Origin of the sequence: Rhodococcus sp. NPDC057014, from assembly GCF_042673295.1 — a bacterium.
Classification (GTDB): Bacteria; Actinomycetota; Actinomycetes; order Mycobacteriales; family Mycobacteriaceae; genus Rhodococcus_F.
The window spans coordinates 1-23,798 of sequence record NZ_JBHUSF010000124.1 but is presented as its reverse complement, the minus strand read 5'-3'; the positions used below and the strand labels follow the sequence as shown (position 1 = coordinate 23,798).

Here is a 23,798-nt window from a genome sequence, read left to right as displayed (position 1 = left end):
CCCGACTCCGACGGCGTCGTCCGTCTCGTCGATCGATACCTCCGCAAACAGCCCGAGCGGTGGATTCAGCTCATCGGCAACCACGAAGCCCACTACCTTCGCCCACCGGTCTTCGACTGGCATGAACGCCTGAGCTTCGGCTCCCGGCGGACCGTCCGGCGATGGTGGCGCGACGGCATCGCCCACGCCGCCGTCGCGGTCCACACGACGGACGAAGAATTCCTCATCACTCACGCCGGAGTCACCGAACCATTCTGGCGCCATCGACTCGACAGCGCCGTCTCTGCCGCCGAGTCGGCTGCCCGGCTCAACGCCACAGCGCGGGACGACGACACCGCACTGTTCGAGGGCGGGTGCATCCTCGGAGGCGGCCCACCGAACCCCCAGGTAGGTCCCATCTGGGCCGACCGCGAGCTCGAACTGCTTCCGGGCTGGCGCACTCGCCCGATGCCTTTCAGTCAGGTGCATGGCCACAGCGGCTCCCACGGCGCCCGCGCCGACGAGAGGACGTTCTACGATGCCCGGCAACGCCATGAGGTGACGCTGCTCGACGGCGGCCGAATCATCGGCATCGACCCGGGCCATCGCGCCGATCCGCAGCGGAACTGGCGGTCTCTTGTGCTGACGGCAACCGAGCCCCCACGAATCGCAAATGAACACCGTGCCACCGCGTAACCGCATGGCCAGGGGTTGGTTTCGCGCGAGATACCCAGGCCTCCAGAGTCCGGAATGCCACTGTGCATTCGGACCGATCTGAACGAAGAGGACGACTCTTGTCTGTGGATGAGTCAGCGCAGCGCTCCGAAACCACCGATCTGTTGGCTCTCCTGGCGAGCTGCCGTCCGTTCGACTCGCTGACGCCCGAGGGCCGTGCCAGCGCAGTCGCGTCCGCCAACGTGCAGGCTTTCGCGGCCGGCGCCCTCGTGGTGGACGCATTCGCGGAGGTGCCCGCGGACATCTTCGTGGTCGTGTCGGGCGAAGTCGATCTGTGGCTCGATCCCGACCGGATCGGCGAGCCGCCGGGTGACAGCTTCGGTCGCGGGGAAGCCCTCGGGTTCTCGGCGGCCCTGACCGGGAGAGCGATAGGGCCTCGGGTCGTCGCCCGGTCGGCGGCGAAGATCGCTCGATTCCCTGCTGATGTGGTCATTCCTGCCTTCGCCTCCCGGGGCGGGGCTCGGTTCCTCGCCGAACACATCTCCCACGCGCGGCGGTTGGCATCCGGTCCCCCGACCTACACCGTCATGGCGGATCTGGTGCGCCAGGCGCCTCTGATCGTCGCGGCCGATGCGCCTGCGATAAGCATCGCCCGCGACATGACCAGCCGTGGACTTCCCTGCGCCGCCGTCGATGTCGGGGACGGTCGATATGGTCTCGTCACCGACGAGGGGTTGCGCCGCCGGATCCTCGCCCAGGGGTTGCCGGTGGACTCGCCCGCGCACGCGGTGATGACCTACCCGGCCACGACCACCTCGCTGGGCACGTCATCGGCCGACGCACTGATCGAGATGCTCGATCACGAGGTCCAGTTTCTGCTCGTCACGAGCGAAGATGGCGCGCTGACCGGTGTGGTGGGCGAGCGGGACTTCATGTCCTCGTCCACCACAGCCGGTGTCAGCATCAAAGAGCAGATCCGCAAGGCGCGAACCGTCGACGATCTCGTCGTCCGCGCCCTCCGGGTCCCCACCGTCCTCGGCGATCTCCTCGAGCGGGGGCTCGCCGCGGACCGTGTCATCGCAGTGAACTCGACCATCGTCGACGCCATCATCCGGCGCGCGGTCACCCTGGTCTTCGAGGACCACACGGACCTCACCACGGAGGCGTTCACCTGGCTCTCACTCGGCAGTAACGGTCGACGCGAGGCGGTACTCTCCTCCGATGTCGATGCCGCCGTGACCTTCGACGACGAGTACGCCGGCGAAATACCGCGCTACCGTGAGGCATTCGCAGTGGTCGGCGAAGTGCTCACCCGATGCGGGATCAGCGTCGACGCCCACCGCGCCTTCCCCTCGCACGAAGGCTTTGCCCGGACTCACTCGCAGTGGCGGGCTGCGGCCAGGGGGTGGCTCGCGCGGCCGCGTGAGAATCAGGGCACGATCATGGCGTCGATCCTCGTCGACGCGCGGCCGATCTTCGGTGACCCGAGTCTGCCCGAACCGGCGCGCGTGTTCGCCGACTTCAACAGCCACCCGGCCGCTGTGGAGATGCTGCTGTACGAGTCGCTCGCCCGCCGGGCCAAGCTGACCACGATGCGCGACAAGCTCGCCGGCCGCGGCGACGCCTTCGACGTCAAGGCCCGCGGGCTCGCACCGATCATCAACATTGCCCGCTGGGTGGCGCTCGGGGTCGGCTCCGCCGAACTGCAGACCATTGGGCGTCTCCGGGCGGCCTCCGGCTCGGCATTGCTGCCCGGACGCGATGCCGACCGTCTCATCGAGGCATTCGAGGTCTTGCAGCTACTGCGCCTCGAACATCAACTCCGGCAGGCTGAGGCTGGAGAAGTGCCCGACGACATCCTCGCCCGCGACGAGATCTCGCCGATCGACCGCAGCGTCGTCGAACGGACCGTCCGTGAGGTCTCGGCAATCCAACGCCGCATGGATCGCGTCGCCCATATGCTGCCGGCCGACCAACTCGTCCGTCCACGTCCGGCGATGCCCGCACCGCCCAGCGAGCTCGAGGGTCCCGGAGGCGAGTGGGCCGGCGACCCCAGTCGTCGATCGGACGACCCGATGCGCGCGGCCCGGGCAGCCAAAGACCTCGCAAGAAACAAGGGCATACGGAAGGTCGTGCGGCGCGGCAGGCGACTCGACCCGTAGTCGTGTGAACGGGACCTCGGCCATGTCCTGGGTGCCTGCCTCAGCTTGGCGGTCGTCGTCGCGGCACACCGCGGTGGAACATGGCGATGCGGCCCGGCCCCGAGAACGGGGTCGGGCCGCAGTTCGTCATCAGCGGTTCAGGCGGTCCAGGGCTGCCTCGAGACTGGCCTCGGCTTCGGGCTCGAGATCAGCAAGGGGCGACCGAGGGCTCCCGATGTCCAGGCCCTGCAGGCGGAGTCCCGCCTTCACCGCCTGAGTGAACGGGATCGCCATCATCGCGTCGATAGCAGGGAACACTCGCAGCCAGTTCTCGAGGGCGCGGTTCAGATCGCCGTCGCGGATTGCCCGGACGACCGCAACGATCTCGTTCGGAACGACGTTCGCCGCGCCGGCCATGATGCCGGCCGCTCCCTCGGTGAGGGCGCCGAAGCTGAAGCTGTCCCAGCCCATGATCAGCTTGATGTCGTCGCGGTGGTGGTGGATCAGGCGCAGTGCCTGTTCCCAGTCGTGACTCGAGTCCTTGACGTATTCGATGTTGTCGATCTCGCGCCCGAACCGCGCGATGCCCTCGGCGCCGAGGTTCACACCGGTCACGCCGGGGTTGTTGTAGAGCATGATCGGCACACCGACCGAACCCGCAACGGTCTCGACGTACCGGTTGATCTCGGTCTCGGTGAGAGGCTCGTAGAACGGGGTGATGAGCATAAGGGCATCGGCGCCGGTGGCTTCTGCCGCGCGGGACAGGTCCACCGCCTCGCGGGTCGTGAGCGATCCGGTGTGCGCGACCACGGGGACACGGCCGGCGGTGTGCTCGACGACGATCTCGAAGATCTGCCGGCGCTCGGCATTCGTCAGCGAGGTGTACTCACCCGTGCCGCCACCGACGACGAGTGCGTCGACGCCGGCGTCGATGTTGCGGTCGACGACCTTCTGCATGAGCCCGGCGTCGATCTGGTCGTCGGCGGTGAACGGGGTGGGAAGTGCGGTGAGAACGCCGCGGAGTTCCTTGGCCATGTCGGCCTCCTTCTGGTGTCTTGGGGTTGGTGTGGGCAGGTCAGGCGCCGGCGGTCTGTCGTGCGGTGGCCAGGACGCTGGCCGCCCCCTGCGCCGCGGTGAAACCTGAACTCACTGCGGTGTCGGTGTAGAAGGTGCCGAGGAAGTCGCCCGCCAGGAAGACTCGCTCGGAGGGGCGGGTGAGCTCGGGCTGGAGCTTGTGGCGGCCGGGGAAGCAGAACGGGGAACCGAATTCGAACTTCTCCACCCGTGCGTCGGTGACGATGTTCGCGAATCCCGGGAAGATCTGGTCGAGATCGTTCGTGTAGATGTCGACGATCTCCTTCTCGGGCAGGTCCCACAGCTTGTAGCCGAGGCTCGCCGGTGAGAACGTCATCATGCTGCCGCCCGGCTGGCGGGTGGTCTCGCGGCCGCGGGTCAGGTTGCCCTGGTTCAGTGCCACGGTGAAGGACCTGTTGGGGGTTGCGATGCCGTAGGTGCCGTCGTAGGGCATCGGTTCCTGCTCGTTGGTCAGGAACGCGCCGGCCACGTGCGGCCCGTACTTGATCTGCCCGAGCGCGTCGCGCAGTTCCGGGCGCAGGTTCACAGCGACCTTGTTGGTGATCGACGCCGGGGTTGCGAGCACCGCGGTGCGGGCCGTGACCTCGTGGTCGGTCCCGTCCTGGGTGTAGCGGACGACGACGTGGTCGCGGTTCTGGACGACCTCGTTCACGACCGCGCCGAGCTCGACCCGGTCGCGGATCGACTGTGCGATCGTCTCGGTCAAAGTCGCGGCGCCGCCGACGATGTAGTTGCCCAGCCCCTGGCCGATGTTCCAGATCAGGTTGAAGTAGCCGATGCCGGCGCCCGCGGACAGTACGTCGGGGTCCGCGGCGGACCGCATCGCCACCGAGCAGTAGAAGTCTCGTGCGGCATCGGTGGTGCGGCCGAGGTAGTCGGCGAACGTGCGCTCGTCCTCGAAGTTGAAGATGCGCTGCTGCCGGACCTCCGGCGTTTCACCGCTGCGACGCCGCGCGGCCTGCTTGTACCGCAGGACGTCGGCACCGAGCCGCGCGCCCACCTTGAGCAGGGACAACCGATCCCTGGTCGTCATCGGGATCCGGAACGGGTATGTCTGGATCAGGCCGGTACTTAAGAACTTTCCGTTCATGGCCATGCCCTGCAGCGAGCCCGGGATCGCCGCCCACCGCGTACCGGTCTCGGCGACCAGCTCTGCACTCGAGCTGCCTGCGCCGGCGAACATGTGCCCGCCCCAGTTCATCACGTACTGGCCATGCTGCTCGGAACGGATCCGGCCGCCGACCCGCTGACTGTCGGCCTCGAGAACCTGCAGGTCCCAGTGCCGCAGCCGCCACGCCGCCGACAGTCCGGCGAGCCCGCCGCCGATGATCACTACGTCTTTCATTGGTCTTCTTTCCGTTCGTTCAGCTCGCGGTGGACGCGGGTCGGGGGAGCAACTTCGTCGCCTCCTGCAGGGCGAGGAAGCGGGTGTACAGGTCGTCGTAGATGGCGGCGTTCGCGGCGTTGGGCTTGTATGTGCTACTGAACTCCAGTCCCGCACAGGCGATATCGACCGCCGACGGCCACAGTTCGGCGGCAACTCCCGCGATGATCGCGGCGCCGCGGCAGGCTGCACTGCCGGCGCCCTTGACCGTATGCACGGGCCGACCCGTGGCGTCCGCCTTGATCTGGCACCACGCCGCGCTCTTCGCGCCGCCGCTCAACGAGACGATCTCCGTGATCTCCACGCCGAGGTCCTCGGTCGACTCGATCATTCGGCGTAGCACCATGGCCACACCTTCCATGATCCCGCGTGAGAGATGCTGCTTCGTGTGCGACAGCGTCAAGCCGAAGAACGCACCTCGGGCGTGCGGGTCGAGGTCGGGCGGGCCGGAGCCCTGCAGGTGCGGGAGAACCACGAGGCCGTCGGAGCCGGGATCGACCCGACGCACCTCCTCGTCGATCAACTGATAGGCGTTGATCCCGCACAGCTCCTCGATCCGGCGCTCGCTGGAACAGAACTCGTCGCGGAACCAGCGCATCACCATCCCGCCGGTGGAGAACGTGTGCAGCATGTACTGGCCGGGCAGGGCGGCCGCGAAGCACGGGACCCGCCCAGCCGCGTCGAGCCGCAGCTCGTCGACGACGGTGACGGTGGTCAGCGCCGACCCGGTGCTCTCGCTGAACAGTCCCGGCACGGCGTTCCCGAGGCCGAGCGCACCGCACGCCTGATCCAGCGCGCCCACCGAGACCGGCAGCCCCGCGGGCAGGCCGAGCTCGGTGGCCGCTGACTCGGTGAGCGCGCCGACTATCTCGCCCTGCTCCGCGATTTCGGGCAGCTTCTCGGTGTCGATACCGAGGTAGTCGAGCATCTCCGGCCAGTACTTCCGGGTGTTGATATCCCAGAACAGGGTCGAGCACAGCAGCGAATCCTCGCTGACCAGGCGGCCGGTGAGCCGCTGCACGAGGAAGTCCTTGAGCAGGGCGAACCGCGCGGTCGCGGCGAACCGATCGGGTTCGTGCCGCGCGAGCCAGAGAATCTTCGCCGCCGGCCAGATCGGATCCATCGCAGGCTGTCCGGTGACGGCATGGATGGTGGGCCGGCCGAAGTGCGCCTCGAGCTCGTCGGACTCCGTCGCAGCGCGGTTGTCCATCCAGACGATCGCGCGGCCCAGCGGCCGATCGGCGGAATCCAGACACAGCATCGTCTCGCCCTGAGCCGACAGACCCAGCGCACGGATCTGCTGCACGTCCACCGAGGATTCCCGCAGCAGCGAGGCCACGGCCTCGGCGAAAGTTTCGGTGTAGGTGCCCGGTTCCAGCTCGACGTAACCGGCCCGCGGAGTCAGCAGATCGTATTCCTCGGTGTGGTCGGCGATCTCGGTGCCGTCCTCGTCGAAGAGCGCCGCCTTGATCGCGGTGGTGCCCACATCGACACCCAGGACATACCAACTCATAGCCGCGCCTCGCTGACGTTCTCTCCGACCTCCACGACGGCCAGGAGGTTGTCCCGGAAGGATTGGCCGGGCAGCAGCGTGCCTTCGAAGAGTGCGCCGCCGATGGTGAAGCCCATCGGACCGATCTCGTGCATCAGCCGGATCCGATCGACGGAATTGATGCTGCCCGCGACGATGATCTGCTCGCCCCCGACCGCCGTCACAAGACGCCGCGCCAGCTCGACCGGGTCGGCTCCGGTGGAACGGTACGCAACCAGATCGACGCCGTCCACGCCACCTTCCAGCAGACGGGTCGCGTCTCGTTCGATGTCCTCGATCGATCCGGCCAGGCTGATCGGCGGGCCGCTGGTCGCGCCGCAGAACGGGAAGTACTTCATACCGGCTTCCCGTACCCGGTCACGGACCGTCTCGGTGAACTGGCCGCCGGTGACGTATTCGATGCCGCAGTCCGCAGCGAACGCCACCGCCTCCAACATTTCGGCCTCGCTGAAGTTGACGGCCTCGAGCACTGCAGTCTTGCCGGCCTCGCGAAAGTCTGCGACCAGCCGCTCGGACTCCGTCGTCGAGAGCCCGACGTCCTTGAACCCCCAGAACGTCACCGGTAGATCCGCCGCTTCGTCGAACACTGCGCGGGCATTCGGCACCGTCACGTCATTGTGCGTCAGCATGACGATGATCTCAGGCTTCATGTTCTCCTACTTCACTTGGTTGCATCGGCGCCAACCGCCGATTGGTTCTATCTGGCGTTGTTGTCGTACGTATTTGGTGAAGGGCCGTCACGAGGGTCACCGACCCTGTCAATGCTCGATCGATGGTGCAGTTACGCGTGCATGGCCACCTGTTCGATCGGATTGCCCTACTCGGCAGCGTCATTCAGAGATTCCGGCGGCTTCGGGCGTGCCGCTGATCAGTCGAGTGTGTGTGCGACAGGTCATAGCCCGCCAGGTTCGCTTTCAAGATCGTCCAAGATGAGTCATAAGTGCGTGACCCTCGCACGGACGACGGGCGGGCGCCGCCCGACCGATCCGGTCTGCAGGTCAGGGCTTCGTGCTCCCGCAAATCCTCGACACTGACGAACGCCGGCGAGATGGCCCGCCTCGCGCATGCGTCAACTATTTCTGGGTCGCGGACCCACGTCGGCGGTCATCGGTGCCAGCACCCTAACCGTGAAAATTTTTCGCACGGTTTGGTCGAGATTTATGCGCTTTACTGCTGTTGTGATCTGCGCAACCATTCATGTGTCGCCTTTGAGCGACCGCCCCGGCGGTCAGCCCGACACATTGGCTCATCACACAAACAGACCCCAGGAGTAACTCCATGTCCGACGCATCTGTCAACCGGTTCGCCAGCAAGCAGACCGCATTCCACGAGATCCCGGTCATCGATGTCGCAGCCCTTGTCGACGGCAGTGACCCCGAGGGCGTCGCGCGTCAGATCGGGGACTCGTGCGAGAAGGTCGGATTCTTCTACGTGAAGAACCACGGTGTTCCCTCCGACCTCGTCAAGCGCATGTACGCGGTCACCGAAGAGTTCTTCGCCCTGCCCGAAGATGCGAAGGACAAGGTGCACGTCGCGAAGTCCGGGCCGACGGTGCGCGGCTACATCCCGCCGTCCGCCGAGAATGCGGACCAGGACAAGAAGACCGCAGATCTCAAGGAGGCCTTCGACTATGGCGCGAAGCAGGACACCGTGGCGCCGTTCTTCGGACCGAACCTGATGCCGGCAGAGTTCCCCGAGTTCGAGGCGACCTGCGACGAGTACTACGCCGCGATGCGGGCGCTGGCACGCAAGCTGGTCAGCGGATTCGCCATCAGTCTGGGGCTCGAACCCGACTACTTCGAGCGCATTCAGACCAACCCGATCACCATCCAGCGGCTCCTGCACTACCCGCCGCAGAACCCGGACGACGACCAGGCGATCGGCATCGGTGCTCACACCGACAAGGGCATCCTCACCATCCTCTCTCAGGACAACATCGGCGGTCTGCAGGTGCAGAACAAGAACGGTGAGTGGATTACCGCCCCGCCCGTCGAGGACGCCTTCGTCATCAACATCGGCGACCTGGTCGCGAAGATGACGAATGGGAAGTACTCGTCGACGGTCCACCGCGTGGTGAACGAGAGCGGCGCCGAGCGCTACTCGGTCGCGTTCTTCATCGACCTCGATTTCGACGCGCCGGTCGAGACGCTGCCGACCTGTGTCGATGCCGAGCACCCGGCCGACCCGTACCCGTTCACCTGCGGCGAGTACAAGACCCAGTGGTTCACGCACGTGTACCCGCACCTGCGGGACGAGCCCGAGATCCTGACCGCCCACGCCTGACAGCAACCCGGCAGTGGGCTTCGGTAGTAGTCGAGGCCCACTGCTGTCTGTTCGACCGAGACCGCATCGGTCCAATTCAGATGCGAGCGGCTGCATTCGGACCCATCCAGTGAATCAGAGCTGCACCACCACCCACCACAGACACCGAAGGAGACACCACGCATGACGGCTTTGCTCGAGCTTCCGGTCCCTCGAGAGGAGGTCGCCCGACTCGCCGAGAAGGCGATGACACGCGCTGGGGCTTCGGATGACGTAGCCGAACTGCTCGTCGACGCCGCCTTGTTCGCCGAGGACCGGGGCATGCGCGGAGTCGGCGTCACTCATCTTCTCGACTATCTTCACGCCATCGACGACGGTCGCCTGGATGCGGCTGCAGTACCTACAGTGGACCGGCTCACGCCTGCCATCCTCGCGTGCAACGCTCACGGAGGGCCGTTCCACACGGGGTTCGATGCGGCGATCGACGATCTCGTCGCAGCAGCACGGTCCGAGGGGGTGGCGATATTCCTGCAGTCGGGAGCATTCGCGGGTGGTCAGCTCGGGTGGTTCACCGAGCGCCTGTCGACGCACGGTCTCGCGGCACTCGGCGCTATCAACTCCAACGCGTTTCTCGCCACCGCACCCGGCACCGGCCGCGTATTGGGCACGAACCCGATGTCGTACTCGTTCCCCCGGCCGGCAGGCGAGGTCATGACCGTCGACCAGTCGTCGAGCGCGGCCGCGTACGTCAACGTACGCGAAGCGGCGGCGAACGGTCGGCCGATCCCCGAGGGATGGGCGATCGACGCCGCCGGCCAACCGACGACCGACCCCGTCGCGGCGCTGGACGGGGCCATGCTCCCGTTCGGCGGCTACAAGGGTGCCAACATCGCTTGGATGGTCGAGTTGCTTGCGGGCATGTCGGGCGGAAACTGGTCGATCGACGCTCCGTCCTTCGACGCAGGCGCGGACAACCCCGGGGTCGGAATGTTCATACTGGCGATCGACGTGAGCAAGCTCCAGCACGACTTCGTCTCGAGGGCAGATGCGCACGTGTGCCGGCTGGGCGCGCAGGGCGTCCGCACGCCGGGCACTTCGCGGGTGAAGCCCCTCTCCGAAATCTCCCTGCGCACCAATGTCCTCGAGACGCTGCGGGCACGCGCGGCAGGCCAATTTTCCAGAAATCCTCAAGGAGCGCGATCATGACGACGAACAGCCCGTACATCATTCGGCAAGACGACGCCGAGGTCTTCTACGAGGGCCCGGAGCTGTGTCGGGAGTACTTCCGCAACGACGCGATGTGGTTCGGTACCTCCACGGTTCAGCCCGGCGACACCGGTGACGTGGACCAGGGTCACGCGGGCACTTGGGAGGTGTTCTTCTGCGTCTCCGGCCAGGGGTACCTCGACGACGGCTCGAACGAGTACTTCCTCGAGGCAGGTGACGCGTGGGCCGTGCCGCCAACCGTCCCCCACCGCATCCACAACCGCAGTGCAGCCCCGGTCGTCATGGCCTGGGCCGGTGGTCCGACTCTGCCATCGGAGAAGTGATTCGGCGGAAGACCCCGTTCCCAACCTCAAAGGACTACCCGTGAACATGAGCCCCACGTCCCCTGCTCGCCAGGGCTCCTTCATCCGAAGGCTCAACCCGTGCGGACACCGCACCGGCCAATGGGCCCAGATTCTCACCACATCAACCGCACACGACCAGGAACATTTCCTCGTCATCTACCACGACAGCGAAACGGAACTCCTTCCGACCGAATCCCCCGGACATCACTACGAATTCGGCCCCGTACCTGACCAGTGGAACTCCCGAATCGATTTCCTTGGAACGGAATAGCTGCTCACGATTTCGTCCGGAAGCGAGGAACCCGCACAAGGGCGGCGGCGCACGAGGAACTGCATCTATTGTTGATCGGGTGAAGGCGCTACTCGAGTTCGGCCGGTCCGATGCTTGACCCCAGGCTCAAGATCCTGCAGGCAGTCGATTACTACGGCACTGTCACAGCCGCTGCGGCGGCCCTGTCGTACACTCCGTCGGCGATCTCGTATCAACTGCGCCAGTTGTCGGAGCTACTCGGGGTCGGATTGATCGAGCCCTCGGGCCGCGGCATCAAACTCACGCCGGCTGCACGCACCGTCTTACGGCACGCCGCCATCATGCAGGCTCAGTGGGAGTTGGCCCAGAGCGAGCTCGCCGAAACGGTGGACGAGCTGTCCGGCCCGTACACCCTGTGCGGGTTTTCCACGGCGTCAACACAATTGCTGCCTTATGCCGGCAGGGCTCTACGCGATCGCCATCCCCGCCTTCGCGTGCGTCTGGTTCAGGCCGATCCCGCCGAATGCTTCAGGCTGCTGCAGATGGAGGAGGCGGACCTCGCCTTGGTGATGGTGACCGCGGACTCTCCTCCCCTGGACGATCTCCGCTTTGATCAACAGTTGTTGGTGGACGACCCGTTGGATCTGGTCGTACCCGCGAATCATCCATTGGCCTCCCGTCGACGCGTCACTCTCGCCGACGCCGCCGACGAGCCCTGGGTCGTCGGGAGCCCTGGTGGGGCATACCACCAACTCACTGTGACCGCCTGTGTCGCAGCTGGATTCACACCCAACATCGCTCACCAGGCCGACGAGTGGGAGACCGGTGCGGCGATAGTTTCTCAGGATATGGGGGTCATGCTCGTGCCACGGCTGTGGCTACTGGGTTCGGAGTGGGCAGTCACCCGGATCAGGTTGTCAGGTGAACCTGTGCCTGCCCGCAAGATCGTTGCCGCCACGCGCAAGGGCGCCGGACGTCATCCGCTCGTCGCAGAGACACTCGAACTCGTCAAGGCACGATGTGACACCCTGTACTCGAATCCACCCGAAAGTTCCGGAAGTGCGACGTAGATCGCGTTGCGCCCGTCCGGCGCGTCGACTGCGGTCGCCTGGAGGGGAACGTCATTCCGCGCCTGGAGCAGCTGGTCATGAGGGTCGACCCCGCCGCGTTCACCGATTCGCGGCCAGCACTGCCGCGAGGCCTTCTTGGAGGTCCTTGACGAAATACTCGGGAACCTCCAGCGACGGGAAGTGTCCCCCGGTTTCGGGCGACCTCCATCGGACGATGTGCCGGTACCGCTCCTGCGCCCAGGGGCGCGGACACTTCTCGATGTCGCGGGGATACATGGTGATTGCCGACGGGACGTCGACGCGAAGTTCGGGATCGAGCGAGTTGTGGCTTTCGTAGTAGATGCGGGCCGCCGATGCGCCCGTCCGCGTGAGCCAGTACAGGGTGACGTCGTCGAGAATTCGGTCTCTGGACATCGTCTCGAACGGGCTGTCTTCGGTGTCCGACCACTCGGCGAATTTGTCGAGGATCCAGGCGAGAAGCCCGACCGGTGAGTCGACGAGCGAGTAACCGATGGTCTGCGGTCGGGTTGCCTGCTGTTTCGCGTACGCCGCACGGTAGTGCCAGAAATCGCGGGTTTCCTCGGTCCATGTGCGTTCGACCGCCGTCAGCCCGTCCGTCGTCAACCCGGGTGGGGCCTCCGCGAACAAGGTGTGGATGCCGAGAACGTGCGCCGGGAACCTGCCGCCGAGAACCGTGGTGATGTTGCCTCCCCAGTCGCCGCCGTGGGCCGCGAATGTGCCGTAGCCGAGTCGGCCCATCAGCTTCACCCATGCGGCCGCGATCTTTTCGGTTCCCCATCCGGTGGTGGCCGGCTTGTCGCTGTAGCCGAAACCCGGTAGCGACGGGGCGACGACGTGGAACGCCGGCGCGCCTGCATCTTTCGGATCGGCCAGCTCGTCCACGACATCGACGAACTCGGCAATGCTGCCGGGCCAGCCGTGCGTCAGGATCAGAGGGGTGGCGTCTGCGCGCGCGGATCGGCGGTGCAGGAAGTGGATTCCCAGACCGTCGATGGTCGTGCGGAACTGGCCGATCCGGTTCAGGCGTTCTTCGAACGACCGCCAGTTGTACCCGGTGCGCCAGTAGTCCACGACGTCGACGAGGTCGGCGAGAGGAACGCCCTGTTCCCATCGGCGAGGGCCGGGCGGGGCGCGATAGACCGTCTCGGCTTCCGGTAGTCGCGCCGCGGCCAGCCTTGCGCGCAGATCGTCGAGGTCGGCGTCGGGTGCGTGGGCTTCGAATGCGTGGACGTCGCTGGTGAGGCGGGGCATGAGACCTCCTGGTGACCGTGGAACCGGCTAGGAACTATTGCGAACCGTCTAAGCCGGTTCTAGCACGCGTTCGTGCCGACGCGCAACCAGCTAAGGTGGTTCCATGCCTGCCGAGTTCCCCGACTTCCGCCTCGGTAGCGTGCTGGCGACCAGCTTCACGGCGACTCTGACGGAGCGTCGCGGCGACGCCGTGGAGCGCATTCCCACGCCGCAGCGACTCGTCGACTGGCTGGCAGTGAACGGCCTCGCCGTCGACTCCTGCACCACCGCCCAGCTCGAACTCGCCCGTGAACTGCGAGAGGCGATTCACGCCGCCGCGACTGCGGCCGCGATACACGAACCCCTCCCCGCATCCGCTGTCCACATCATCAATGACCGCAGCACTCAGGGTCGGGCGTCGGCCATCCTGACGTCCGAGGGCAATCGTCGGTGGCAGCTCAGCTCGGCGTCCTGCGTGGAAGATGCCCTCGGCGTCATCGCCGCCGACGCGATCAGCATCATCGCAGGCGAACGGGACGGAAAATTGGCCTTGTGCGCATCCCCGACCTGCCAGGCCGCGTTCTTCGACACCAGCCAAAGTCGCACCCGCAAATGGTGTGACATGAACACGTGCGGAAATCGCCAGAAGAAGGCGCGCTTCCAGGCCAGCCGGCGCATGAACGCCGGATCAGCGGAGTGATGGGTCGACGTAGACGAGACGAGAAGGCCGACGGGTAGTCGGATTCCTCGCCGGATAGGGCGGGAGGAACGCCATCGCGAGTGGTACCCCTGGTGTCGGTGTGGGGGATACTCTGGGATCACTGTCCGCCTGCGACGGGATGACTCGAGCCGGCCGGCGGTGCGGTGACGCCGACCGGGATGGGGCGTGCGATGGCCGAATTCGATCCGCTTGCCACCCAGCGTGACGACGCCGGGGACATCACCGCAGAGCTGGAGGCCGCCGGATTCACCGGCTTCGAAGAAATCGGCCGCGGAGGGTTCGGCGTCGTCTACCGATGCCGTCAACCGCATTTGGACCGCACGGTGGCGGTCAAGGTACTCGCCGCGGACCCGGCGCCAGAGGATCTGGAGCGGTTCCTGCGCGAGCAGCGGGCGATGGGCCGGCTGTCCGGGCACCCCCACATCGTCACCGTCCTGGAGGTGGGCACCACCGCGGCGGGCCGACCGTACCTCGTGATGCCGTATCACCGGTACGGCGCGCTCGACGCCACGATCCGCCGCACCGGCCCCCTGAACTGGGCCGATACGCTGAATTTGGGGATCGCGTTGGCCGGGGCGCTCGAGACTGCCCACCAGGCCGGGGTCGTGCACCGCGACGCGAAACCGGCGAACGTCCTGCTGACCGAATACGGCGACGCACAGTTGGCCGATTTCGGGATCGCCCGAATTCCGGGCGGCTTCGAGACCGGTACCGGTGTGATCACCGGTTCGCCCGCGTTCACCGCCCCCGAGGTCCTCGCCGGGCAGAGCCCCACCCCGGCATCGGACGTCTACAGCCTGGGCGCGACCCTGTTCTGCGCGCTGACCGGGCATGCCGCGTTCGAACGCCGCAGCGGCGAACAGCTCGTCGCCCAGTTCGTGCGGATCACCACCGAGCCGGTGCCGGACTTGCGGGACCCGGCCATTCCCGATGCGGTGACGGCGGCCATCGGACACGCCATGGCCGCCGAACCCACGGCGCGGCCACGCACGGCGGCGGAGTTCGAGGACGAGCTGCGCGACGCTCGGACCCGGACCGGAGCGCGTGCCGACGAGGATCCGCCGCTCCGCGGTCCCGCAGATGTGTGCGCGGGCTCGCCGACATCGGTGTCCGTGCCTGCCGAGCCCCTCCCCGGCACGCAACGGACCCGGCGTGCGCCGCCGACCCCGGCGACGAAGTTCCGGCCGCCCACCGCACCGAAGGCCCTGGTGCGCCGGGGACGGCTGCTCGAGACCTTGCGCTCCGCGAGGCGCCGGCGGCTGGTGCTCATCCATGCGCCCGCCGGATACGGCAAGTCCACCCTCGCGGCCCAGTGGCGCGAGGCGCTCGTCGACGGAGGCACGGTGGTGGCGTGGCTCTCCGTCGACAACGACGACAACAACCTGGTGTGGTTTCTCGCGCATCTGATCGAGGCGATCCGGCGTGTGCAGCCCACTCTGGGTCACGATCTCGGTCAGGTGCTCGAGGACCGCGGCGACGACGCCGACCGCTACGTGCTGACCTCACTGGTCAACGAGGTGCACGACCGGGGGCTGCCGGTGGCGGTGGTGATCGACGACTGGCACCGGGTCACCGAGTCCGCGACCCTCGCCGCCCTGGGCTACCTGCTCGACAACGGCTGCCACCACCTCCAGCTCATTGTCACCAGCCGAACCCGATCCGGACTGCCGCTCGGTCGAATGAAGGTTCGCGACGAACTGGTCAAGGTCACGGCCGCGGACCTGCGGTTCGATCTCGACGAATCCACCCGATTTCTCGTGGACGTGAACGGAATCGCGCTGGCAGACTCCGAGCTCGCGGCGCTGACCCGCTCCACCGACGGATGGGTCGCCGCTCTGCAACTCGCGTCCCTGTCGCTCCGCGGCACATCCGGAGCAGGCGATCTGATCGCGCACCTGTCCGGCCGACATCACGCCATCGGTGAGTTCCTGGCCGAGAACGTGCTGAATGCACTCGAACCCGAACTGCTCGACTTCCTGATGGCCACTTCGGTTCCGGAACGAATCTGCGGCGAGCTCGCGGAGATCCTTGCGGACACGACCCGGGGGCAGGCGCTGCTCGAGGAGGTCGAGGAGCGGGATTTGTTCCTGCGCAGCCTCGACGACGACGGCGACTGGTTCCGCTATCACCACCTGTTCGCCGAGTTTCTCCGACGCAGACTCGAACGTGACGCACCCGAGCGGCTCGCCGGGTTGCACCGGAAAGCGTCGGACTGGTTTGCCGGCCACGGCGCGCTCGGTGAGTCGGTCGACCATGCACTGGCCGCCGGCGATGACGGCCGTGCCGTGGACCTGATCGAGTCGCATGCGATGAGCTTGATCGAGAGTTCGAAGATGGGGACGGTCCTCGCGCTGGTCGCGAAACTGCCCGCATCGCTTGCACAGAACCGCGCTCGACTCCAGTTGATCGTGGCATGGGCCAACGTCCTGCTGCACCGGCTCGAGCCGATGGAGGTAGCCCTGGCCCGGGTCGAGGCCGCCCTCGGCGAGCACCCTCCGACCGACACGCAGGCGATCGATCTGCGAGTGGAGGCAGCAGTCATCGCCGACGTCGGTCGATGCCACGCCGACGTGATCGACGGGACCGTCGAGCAGGTCCGCGAATGCCTCGAAAGGCCGGACACCCTGCCGCCCTTCGTCGTTGCCGCCGCGGCCGACGTCACCTCGTTTGCGGACATCTGCCGCTTCGAGTTCGCCGCCGCCCGGCGCCGACAGGACTGGGCGCTGCGCTACCACGAGCAGACCCGCGGACCCCACTTCGGAATGATCGGACATTGTGTCGCCGGCATCGCCTCCAACGAACTTCTCGACGTCACCGCCGCCGAGGGCCACTTCCGGGCCGCCTGGGACCTCGCCGTTTCCACCGTCGGTGTTCACTCGTATGCGGCACAGCTGTCCGGCGCACTGCTCGGTGACCTGCTGTATCAGCAGGGCAGGGTCGACGAGGCCGAGCATCTGCTGGATGCGAGTTACCGCCTCGGCGCCGAGGGCGGAGTCGTCGATTTCATGCTCGCCAGTTACGGCACCGGCGCCCGGATCAAGGCCCTGCACGGGGACATGCCCGCGGCGGCGCAGCGGTTGGACGAGGGCGCCGACACCGCCCGGAAGCTGCGACTGCCGCGGCTCGCCGCGCGCATCGACAACGAGCGGGTTCGCTGCGGATGGGAACCGGGCACCGAATTCCGCACTCGCACCGAGCGATCGACGGCACAACGCCAGCCCGCCGACCTCAGCACACGAACGACCGAACTCGACGAAGACTCCCAGATCCGGCTGCTCCTGACCGCACACGCCTACGACCAAGCCTGTGCCCGTGCGGAAGCGGTGGTCCGGGCACTGGATCCAGCGCGGCGACCCCTGGCCCTCCTCGAGGCCCGGATGCTGCTCGCCCAGTGCCTGGCGGCCGCGGGAAGGGCCACGGACGCAAAACAGGTTCTCATCCCCGTTACCGCCGACTGCGCCGAATACGGACTGCCCCGCCTGGTGGCCGACGGCGGCGAATCCGTCACCGACCTCCTCACCGACATCGCCGACGATCAACGCCGCGGCCGCTGGCAGCCCGACTGGCCGTCCATCCCGGAGACCTTCCTTGCCCGGACGCGCCCGGACGAGTGAGTTGGTTACCCGGCGAGCACGACCATGCTGATGGTCGTGTCGCCGCCAACACCTGGTCAGATACATCCTCGGCTCGAGCGTTCATCAGTTTGTATGAACCGGCACCCCCACCGTTAGCGCGTTTGCGCATGGTGAACGGACGCCCCGACAAGCATGGTGATTGTCATCACACGCTCGATGCCGCCCGCGATATCGGCGGGCGCGGGCACGCACACCTGATGAAGGGAATGCCATGGGTACGACTCCGGACGGAGGCCATCAGCTCAAGCCCGGCCTCAAACAGCGGCATCTGACCATGCTCTCACTCGGTGGTGTCATCGGTGCGGGGTTGTTCGTCGGCTCGAGCGCAATCATCAACCAGGCCGGGCCGCTCGCGTTCATCACGTATGGCATCACGGGACTGATCGTGTTGCTGGTGATGCGCATGCTCGGCGAAATGGCTGCCGCGAAACCGTGTTCCGGTTCGTTCACCGACTACGCGCGGATGGCGTGGGGGGAATGGGCAGGGTTCTCGACGGGATGGCTCTACTGGTACTTCTGGGTCATCGTCGTCGGATTCGAGGCCGTCGTCGGCGGTCAGATGATCAACAAATGGATCCCGTCGATACCGGTGTGGGCCATCGCCCTCACCCTGATGGTGATCATGACCGCGGTCAACTTGCTCTCGGTCGGCGCGTTCGGTGAAGCGGAATACTGGTTCGCGAGCATCAAAGTCGTCGCCTTCATCACCGTCGCCGCCCTCTTCGTGTTCGGTCTCTGGCCCGGCGCACGCATCGACTTCGGCAACCTCACCGACCACGGCGGGCTCCTCCCCAACGGCCTCGCCACCCTGTTCGTCGGCGTGGTGGTGGTCATCTTCTCCATGACCGGCGTCGAGGTCGTCACGATCGCGGCCGCCGAATCGGCCGAGCCGGCGAAATCGATCCGCAAGGCCGTCAATTCGGTGGTGTTCCGTATCCTCGCCTTCTTCGTCATCTCGACATTCCTGATCGCCGTGATCGTGCCGTGGGACTCGGTCGTTCCCGGGGAATCGCCGTTCGTCGCCGCCCTGGATCGGATCGGTATTCCGGGTACGGCGGACCTGCTCAACCTCGTCATCCTGGTTGCGGTGCTCTCGGTCCTGAACTCCGGTCTCTACACGTCCTCGCGGCTGCTGTTCGTCATGGGCGGACGCGGCGACGCTCCGGCGTGGATGACCTCGACCAACAAGCGGGGTGTCCCGGTGAAGGGAATCCTCTCGTGCACGGTGGTCGGCTACGGATGTGTGGTACTCGCGGCCGTGTTCCCCGACACGGTGTTCCTGTTCCTGATCAACGCCTCCGGTGCGGTGTTCCTGTTCGTGTACTTCATGATCTGCATCTCCGAACTCCGGCTGCGTCGCCGGTGGGAGAAGGAGAACCCGGGTGGCCTCGAGTTCCGGATGTGGCTGTACCCGGGCCTGCCGATCCTGGTCACCGTCGCGATCGTTGCGGTGCTGGTCAGCATGGGCCTGCGCGATGCCAACCGGATCGAGCTGATGCAGGGCGTCGCCGTGTGGGTGGTGCTGACGGTCATCTACCTGGTGAAGAGGAGGGCCCGCACCGCCCGCGGATCGCATGACCTCGATACCGCCCGCTCGGCCGATATCGAGACTCCACCCTCCCCTGTCCATCCCACCTAGCGAATCACCCCACCGGGAAACACATCGACGGCGCCATGCCGTCGATGTGTTTCTCTTCGTCCGGCCGACGGGATCGCATTCCGGTCACTCGAGAAGGTCGTCGAGCGAGAGCTTGGCACGTTCGACCCCGGACAGCGTGAGCCAGAGCATCGCCGACCCCTCGGTGGAGGTGGGTTTGAGACCGGTGAGTTGCTCGACACGACGCAGCCGGTAGACGAGGGTCTGCCTGTGAATGTTCAGTTCGTCGGCGCTCTTCTGCCAGGCGCCGTCGTTACGGAGGAACACCCGCACCGAGTCCAGCAGATTTCCTTCGTTGTCCTTGTCGTGGACGATGAGTGGGCCGAGGACCCGCCGCACGAGGGTGCGGGTGTCCTCGATGCTGCGGGGGAGGAAACCGACGTCGTCCCGGTCGTCCCCGTAGACGTTGACCGTCTGTCCCTGCTCGTGCGCGCGGGCCACCGCGAGCTGAGCCTGCCGTGCCGCTTCGGCGACACTGGAATTCGCGGTCAAGGCGGTGCTGACACCGACTGCGCAGTCCGGGCCGAGTTTTGCACTGATCGTGGCGAGCAACTCGAGGTCGCGCGGCACCAGCCCCATCAGCATCGCCCCGGACGGCAGCAGCAGCGGCGCATACTGCTGCAGGCACACCTGTCGGTGAATCGACTCATGATGCAGCACAGCACTTTCCCCGGGGCTCCAACATGCGATCGCCGTGGCATTGGGCATACCCCGGTGTCGCAGTTCGGGCCACACCGCGGCGAGCGTGACCGTGTCGTCGAGCAATCCGACCAGCAGGTCCTGCCCGGAGGCGCGGAGTCGGTCTCGCTCGGCGGCGTGGTGCTCGAGTTCGAGTGCGATCAACCCGCCGACATGCTGGAGAAGCGGCCGGTCGTTGACCGGATTGCGGCCGGCGCGGGCGGTCAGCACGACGTCCCCGGCGCCGGGGATGGGAATGTTCACGCTCTCGGGCGTCGGGTCCTGATCGACGGTGCGCTGGTGCAGGGCCAGGCGTCCGCTGACCACGACCTCTCCCCCGGCGTCGTGGTCCCGCACTTCGAGGGCCCACCCGGTGGTGCCCTCGAGCGTGGAGATCCGGTCGCCGAAGCTGCCACGGGCGTGGAGGGACTGCCAGTACACGTCGTAGAGGCGGGTGATGGTTGCCAGACGCTGACGTTCGGATTCGACGGCGCTTTCGATGACGGTCCGCGCCAACGTCACGAACTGCAGGTCGAAACTGGCGGACAGCACCGGGAACCCCCGCTCACGCGCGACGTCCAGCAGCGCGGGCGCGACTTCCGGGGTGCCGGGCCCTCGTGCGATCACCAGGGCGCTGACCTGACTGTCGATCAGGTGCGCCATCCACTCGGACTGCTCCGCGGGGTTGTCGGGCAGTCCGCCGCCGGTGGTCATGACCAGGTCGCCGCTTTCGAACCACAGCCACGGATCGGGAAGGTCGCACGCGTGCGCCCACGTCACCAGGCGCGTCCCGCCGCTCTCGCCGGCGAGATACCGCAACCCGAGCGACGGGATCGCGACCAGCTGATCGACGGAAATCACCGCCCTCACCTCCTCATACAAACGTACAGCGCGCCGGGTTGAAGTCTGTGAATCCGGAGTATGTCGGGGCTCACACGCTGACACGACACTGGAGTCCGACGCACGAAACGAATGAGGGCTGGAGGCTCTAGATGGTAGTCAGTAACACCCAACCCGGGCGCGACGTGTCAGGTGCCGCACACGGTACACCCCTGTGGCGCGAGGATCGAGAGTTCACTGCCCGACGGCCAGCGTTGCCCGGGAACGTCACCGCCGATGTCGCCATCGTCGGTGCCGGCTTCACCGGACTGTGGGCGGCCTACTACCTGCTGCAGGCGGACCCGTCACTGAAAGTTGTACTGCTCGAACGTGAATTCGCCGGATTCGGGGCCTCCGGCCGCAACGGCGGGTGGGCGTCGTCGATCTTCCCGGTCTCCCTCGCCCGCGTCGAACAGCTGTATTCGCACCGCGCCGCCCTGGATCTGCAGGCCGCGATGAACGACACCGTCTCCGAGATCGGTCGGGTCGTCGACGCCGAGGGCATCGACTGCGAATACGCCCGCGACGGGTTCGTCTCCCTCGCGCGGAGCGAGGCGCAGTGGGCGCGGGCGAAGGCGACCGTGGCCGGTGCCGAGAAGTTCGGCACCCGAGGACAGTGGAAACTGCTCGATTCCGCTGCGGCGCAGGAGAAGATCAACGCCACCGACGTCCTCGGCGGCATCTACACTGAGCACTGCGCGCTGTTGCACCCGGACAAGCTCGTGCGAGGACTCGCCGGCTGGGTCGAGGAACACGGCGGAGTCATCTACGAAGACACCGCGGTCGACGAGATCGGCAAAGGCATCGTCTGGACCGAACACGGATCGGTCACCGCCTCCGTCGTCATCCGCGCCACCGAGGCGTTCACCCCCGAATTTCCGGCGTACCGGCGCAACGTGGCACCGCTGTACTCGCTCGTCGTCGCCACCGCGCCTCTGCCCGAGGGCCTTCGCGAGGACCTGGGTCTCGACGGACGCACCGCGTTCAACGACATGCGCAACCTCCGGATCTACGCGCACCCGACCAGCGACGGCCGCCTGCTGTTCGGCGGGCGGGGGGCGCCGTACCACTTCGGGTCCAAGGTCGACTCCTCCTTCGACGTCGACGAGAAGATCCACGACAAGATCATCGACACGATGCACGAATTCTTCCCGGCCCTGCGGGACGTACCGATCACACACCGGTGGGGCGGTCCCCTCGGTGTTCCCCGCGACTGGTTCCCGTCGGTCGGCTACGACCAGAACAACAAGACGGCCTGGGCCGGACCGTACGTCGGCGACGGCGTCGCGACCAGCAACCTCGCCGGCCGCATCCTGCGCAACCTCATCCTCGACAGGCGCGACGACCTGAATTCGCTCCCGGTCGTCAACCATCGCTCGCCGAAGTGGGAGGTGGAGCCGTTCCGGTGGTTCGGGGTGAACGCGGGCCTGCGCGCCGCCGCGACCGCCGACCTCGAAGAGCGCGTGACCGGTAAACCGTCGAAAGTTTCCGCGCTGCTCGAGAAGCTGACCGGCGCCCACTGACCGTCAACCACACACCGTTCGGAGAAATCACCATGGCATCACTGATCCACCTGCCCGCCGGCACAGTTCAGGGCGAGCTGACCCCCGCCGGGCAGCGCCCCGGCGCAGACAGCGGCGACCCACAACTCGGCACGCTGCCCCTCGACGGCAGCACCGACGCCCAGATCGGGATCTGGGAATGCCGGCCGGGTGGCTGGCCCGTGATCGACCGGCCCAACACCGAAACCTGCTACATCATCTCCGGTAGGGCGACTTTGACCGACGACGACACCGGCACCAAGGTCGACATCTCGGCAGGCGATTTCGTCGTCCTGCCCCCGGGCTGGTCGGGACGCTGGGACGTCACCGACACCCTGCGCAAGGCCTACGCCATCTTCTGACGCACTCACCGCATCCCACTTCGCACTCCGCCACTCCTTCGAAAGGATTCACGTGGTCGCCACGATCTCCCATTGGTTCGACAACAAGACCTTCCCCGGCACCAGCGGCAACACCGCCCCCGTCACCAACCCTGCGACCGGTGCCGTCACCGGGCAGGTCGCCCTCGCCAGCGTCGAAGACGCCCGCGCCGTCATCGACTCGGCCGCCGCCGCGTTCCCCGCCTGGCGCGATACCTCCCTCGCCAAGCGGACGCAGATCATCTTCAAGTTCCGGGAACTGCTCAACGAGCGCAAGGGTGAACTCGCCGAGATCATCACCTCCGAACACGGCAAGGTCGTCTCCGACGCATTGGGCGAGGTCTCCCGCGGCCAGGAAGTCGTCGAATTCGCCTGCGGCATCGCCCACCTGCTCAAGGGCGGCATGACCGAAAACGCCTCCACCAACGTCGACGTGCACTCGATCCGCCAACCCGTCGGCCCCGTCGGCATCATCTCCCCCTTCAACTTCCCCGCCATGGTGCCGATGTGGTTCTTCCCCATCGCCATCGCCGCCGGCAACACCGTCGTGTTGAAGCCGTCCGAGAAGGACCCCACCGCCGCGATCTGGATGGCCGAACTCTGGGCCGAAGCCGGACTCCCCGCCGGCGTCTTCAACGTGCTCCAAGGCGACAAGACGTCCGTCGACGAACTCCTGACGAATCCCGCCGTCAAGGCGATCTCCTTCGTCGGCTCCACCCCCATCGCCCAGTACGTCTATGCCACCGGCACCGCCCACGGCAAACGCGTCCAAGCCCTCGGCGGCGCGAAGAACCACGCCATCGTCCTGCCCGACGCCGACCTCGACCTCGCCGCCGACGCCATGGTCAACGCCGGCTTCGGATCCGCCGGTGAACGCTGCATGGCCATCTCCGCCCTCGTCGCCGTCGGGGACATCGCCGACGAACTCGTCGCGAAAATCACCGAACGCACCAACACCCTCAAGATCGGTGACGGCACCCGCGATTCCGACATGGGTCCGCTGGTGACGAAGGTGCACCGCGACAAGGTCGCCTCCTACATCGACGCCGGCGAAGGCGCTGGAGCGACGATCGTCGT

Annotated in this window: 18 protein-coding genes; 12 read left to right on the top strand and 6 right to left on the bottom strand. The window is 66.6% G+C overall.

What is annotated here, in order from left to right; genetic code table 11:
* Together ACFTZB_RS23200 and ACFTZB_RS23195 are read left to right on the top strand one after the other, a co-directional pair.
* Positions 1-675: hypothetical protein (locus tag ACFTZB_RS23200; RefSeq protein WP_378434398.1), on the top strand; the 675-nt coding region annotated here is incomplete at its 5' end.
* Positions 676-779: 104 nt separating this feature from the next.
* Positions 780-2,816 carry a putative nucleotidyltransferase substrate binding domain-containing protein gene (locus ACFTZB_RS23195; RefSeq protein ID WP_378434396.1) on the top strand — a complete coding sequence of 679 codons (2,037 nt, stop codon included), beginning with the start codon at positions 780-782 and terminating at the stop codon, positions 2,814-2,816.
* A gap of 129 nt (positions 2,817-2,945) precedes the next feature.
* Here ACFTZB_RS23195 and ACFTZB_RS23190 read toward each other — a convergent pair whose 3' ends face one another.
* From ACFTZB_RS23190 to ACFTZB_RS23175, 4 genes are read right to left on the bottom strand one after another with little or no spacing between them, the layout of a single operon-like run.
* A complete protein-coding gene (locus tag ACFTZB_RS23190) occupies positions 2,946-3,830 on the bottom strand; it encodes a dihydrodipicolinate synthase family protein (protein WP_378434394.1) in 885 nt (294 codons plus the stop codon).
* Between the two features lie 40 nt (positions 3,831-3,870).
* Complete coding sequence (locus ACFTZB_RS23185) at positions 3,871-5,235, bottom strand: flavin monoamine oxidase family protein (RefSeq protein ID WP_378434392.1); 1,365 nt, start codon at positions 5,233-5,235, stop codon at positions 3,871-3,873.
* A 19-nt stretch (positions 5,236-5,254) separates the two neighbouring features.
* On the bottom strand, positions 5,255-6,787 hold the full coding sequence (locus tag ACFTZB_RS23180; protein ID WP_378434391.1) for an FGGY-family carbohydrate kinase: 1,533 nt from the start codon (positions 6,785-6,787) through the stop codon (positions 5,255-5,257).
* Positions 6,784-7,476, bottom strand: a complete 693-nt coding sequence (locus ACFTZB_RS23175; protein ID WP_378434389.1) for a hypothetical protein — start codon at positions 7,474-7,476, stop codon at positions 6,784-6,786. The genes ACFTZB_RS23180 and ACFTZB_RS23175 overlap by 4 nt, the downstream gene beginning before the upstream one ends.
* Positions 7,477-8,104: 628 nt before the next feature.
* On the opposite strand from ACFTZB_RS23175, the gene ACFTZB_RS23170 reads away from it, so the two are divergent.
* The 4 genes from ACFTZB_RS23170 (at position 8,105) to ACFTZB_RS23155 (ending at position 11,979) form a co-directional block, all read left to right on the top strand.
* On the top strand, positions 8,105-9,109 hold the full coding sequence (locus tag ACFTZB_RS23170; protein WP_378434387.1) for an isopenicillin N synthase family dioxygenase: 1,005 nt from the start codon (positions 8,105-8,107) through the stop codon (positions 9,107-9,109).
* A gap of 162 nt (positions 9,110-9,271) precedes the next feature.
* Positions 9,272-10,294 carry an Ldh family oxidoreductase gene (locus ACFTZB_RS23165; RefSeq protein ID WP_378434385.1) on the top strand — a complete coding sequence of 341 codons (1,023 nt, stop codon included), beginning with the start codon at positions 9,272-9,274 and terminating at the stop codon, positions 10,292-10,294.
* Positions 10,291-10,638 (top strand): cupin domain-containing protein, encoded by a 348-nt coding sequence (locus tag ACFTZB_RS23160; protein ID WP_378434383.1) that lies wholly within the window; start codon positions 10,291-10,293, stop codon positions 10,636-10,638. Before ACFTZB_RS23165 ends, ACFTZB_RS23160 begins: the two co-directional genes overlap by 4 nt.
* Before the next feature lie 402 nt (positions 10,639-11,040).
* Positions 11,041-11,979, top strand: a complete 939-nt coding sequence (locus ACFTZB_RS23155) for a LysR family transcriptional regulator (protein WP_378434381.1) — start codon at positions 11,041-11,043, stop codon at positions 11,977-11,979.
* 99 nt (positions 11,980-12,078) lie between these two features.
* Here ACFTZB_RS23155 and ACFTZB_RS23150 read toward each other — a convergent pair whose 3' ends face one another.
* Entirely contained in the window at positions 12,079-13,251 is a 1,173-nt protein-coding gene (locus tag ACFTZB_RS23150; RefSeq protein WP_378434379.1) for an epoxide hydrolase family protein, read from the bottom strand.
* Positions 13,252-13,354: 103 nt separating this feature from the next.
* Here ACFTZB_RS23150 and ACFTZB_RS23145 point away from each other — a divergent pair, with 103 nt between their 5' ends.
* The 3 genes from ACFTZB_RS23145 to ACFTZB_RS23135 all read left to right on the top strand — a co-directional run bounded on the left by ACFTZB_RS23145 (position 13,355) and on the right by ACFTZB_RS23135 (position 19,225).
* Positions 13,355-13,930: a CGNR zinc finger domain-containing protein gene (locus tag ACFTZB_RS23145; RefSeq protein WP_378434377.1), complete on the top strand. Its 576-nt coding sequence runs from the start codon at positions 13,355-13,357 to the stop codon at positions 13,928-13,930.
* A gap of 191 nt (positions 13,931-14,121) precedes the next feature.
* A complete protein-coding gene (locus ACFTZB_RS23140; RefSeq protein ID WP_378434375.1) occupies positions 14,122-17,565 on the top strand; it encodes a protein kinase in 3,444 nt (1,147 codons plus the stop codon).
* A gap of 232 nt (positions 17,566-17,797) precedes the next feature.
* Positions 17,798-19,225: an amino acid permease gene (locus ACFTZB_RS23135; protein WP_378434373.1), complete on the top strand. Its 1,428-nt coding sequence runs from the start codon at positions 17,798-17,800 to the stop codon at positions 19,223-19,225.
* A gap of 84 nt (positions 19,226-19,309) precedes the next feature.
* Here the strand turns inward: ACFTZB_RS23135 and ACFTZB_RS23130 are convergent, their stop codons facing one another.
* On the bottom strand, positions 19,310-20,782 hold the full coding sequence (locus ACFTZB_RS23130; RefSeq protein WP_378434371.1) for a PucR family transcriptional regulator: 1,473 nt from the start codon (positions 20,780-20,782) through the stop codon (positions 19,310-19,312).
* A 131-nt stretch (positions 20,783-20,913) separates the two neighbouring features.
* Between ACFTZB_RS23130 and ACFTZB_RS23125 the strand changes: the two genes are divergently transcribed.
* From ACFTZB_RS23125 to mmsA, 3 genes are all read left to right on the top strand, one after another.
* On the top strand, positions 20,914-22,323 hold the full coding sequence (locus ACFTZB_RS23125; RefSeq protein ID WP_378434369.1) for an NAD(P)/FAD-dependent oxidoreductase: 1,410 nt from the start codon (positions 20,914-20,916) through the stop codon (positions 22,321-22,323).
* Between the two features lie 32 nt (positions 22,324-22,355).
* Positions 22,356-22,703 carry a cupin domain-containing protein gene (locus tag ACFTZB_RS23120; RefSeq protein ID WP_378434367.1) on the top strand — a complete coding sequence of 116 codons (348 nt, stop codon included), beginning with the start codon at positions 22,356-22,358 and terminating at the stop codon, positions 22,701-22,703.
* A gap of 52 nt (positions 22,704-22,755) precedes the next feature.
* The coding region (gene mmsA, locus ACFTZB_RS23115; RefSeq protein ID WP_378434365.1) for a CoA-acylating methylmalonate-semialdehyde dehydrogenase at positions 22,756-23,798 on the top strand (1,043 nt) is incomplete at its 3' end.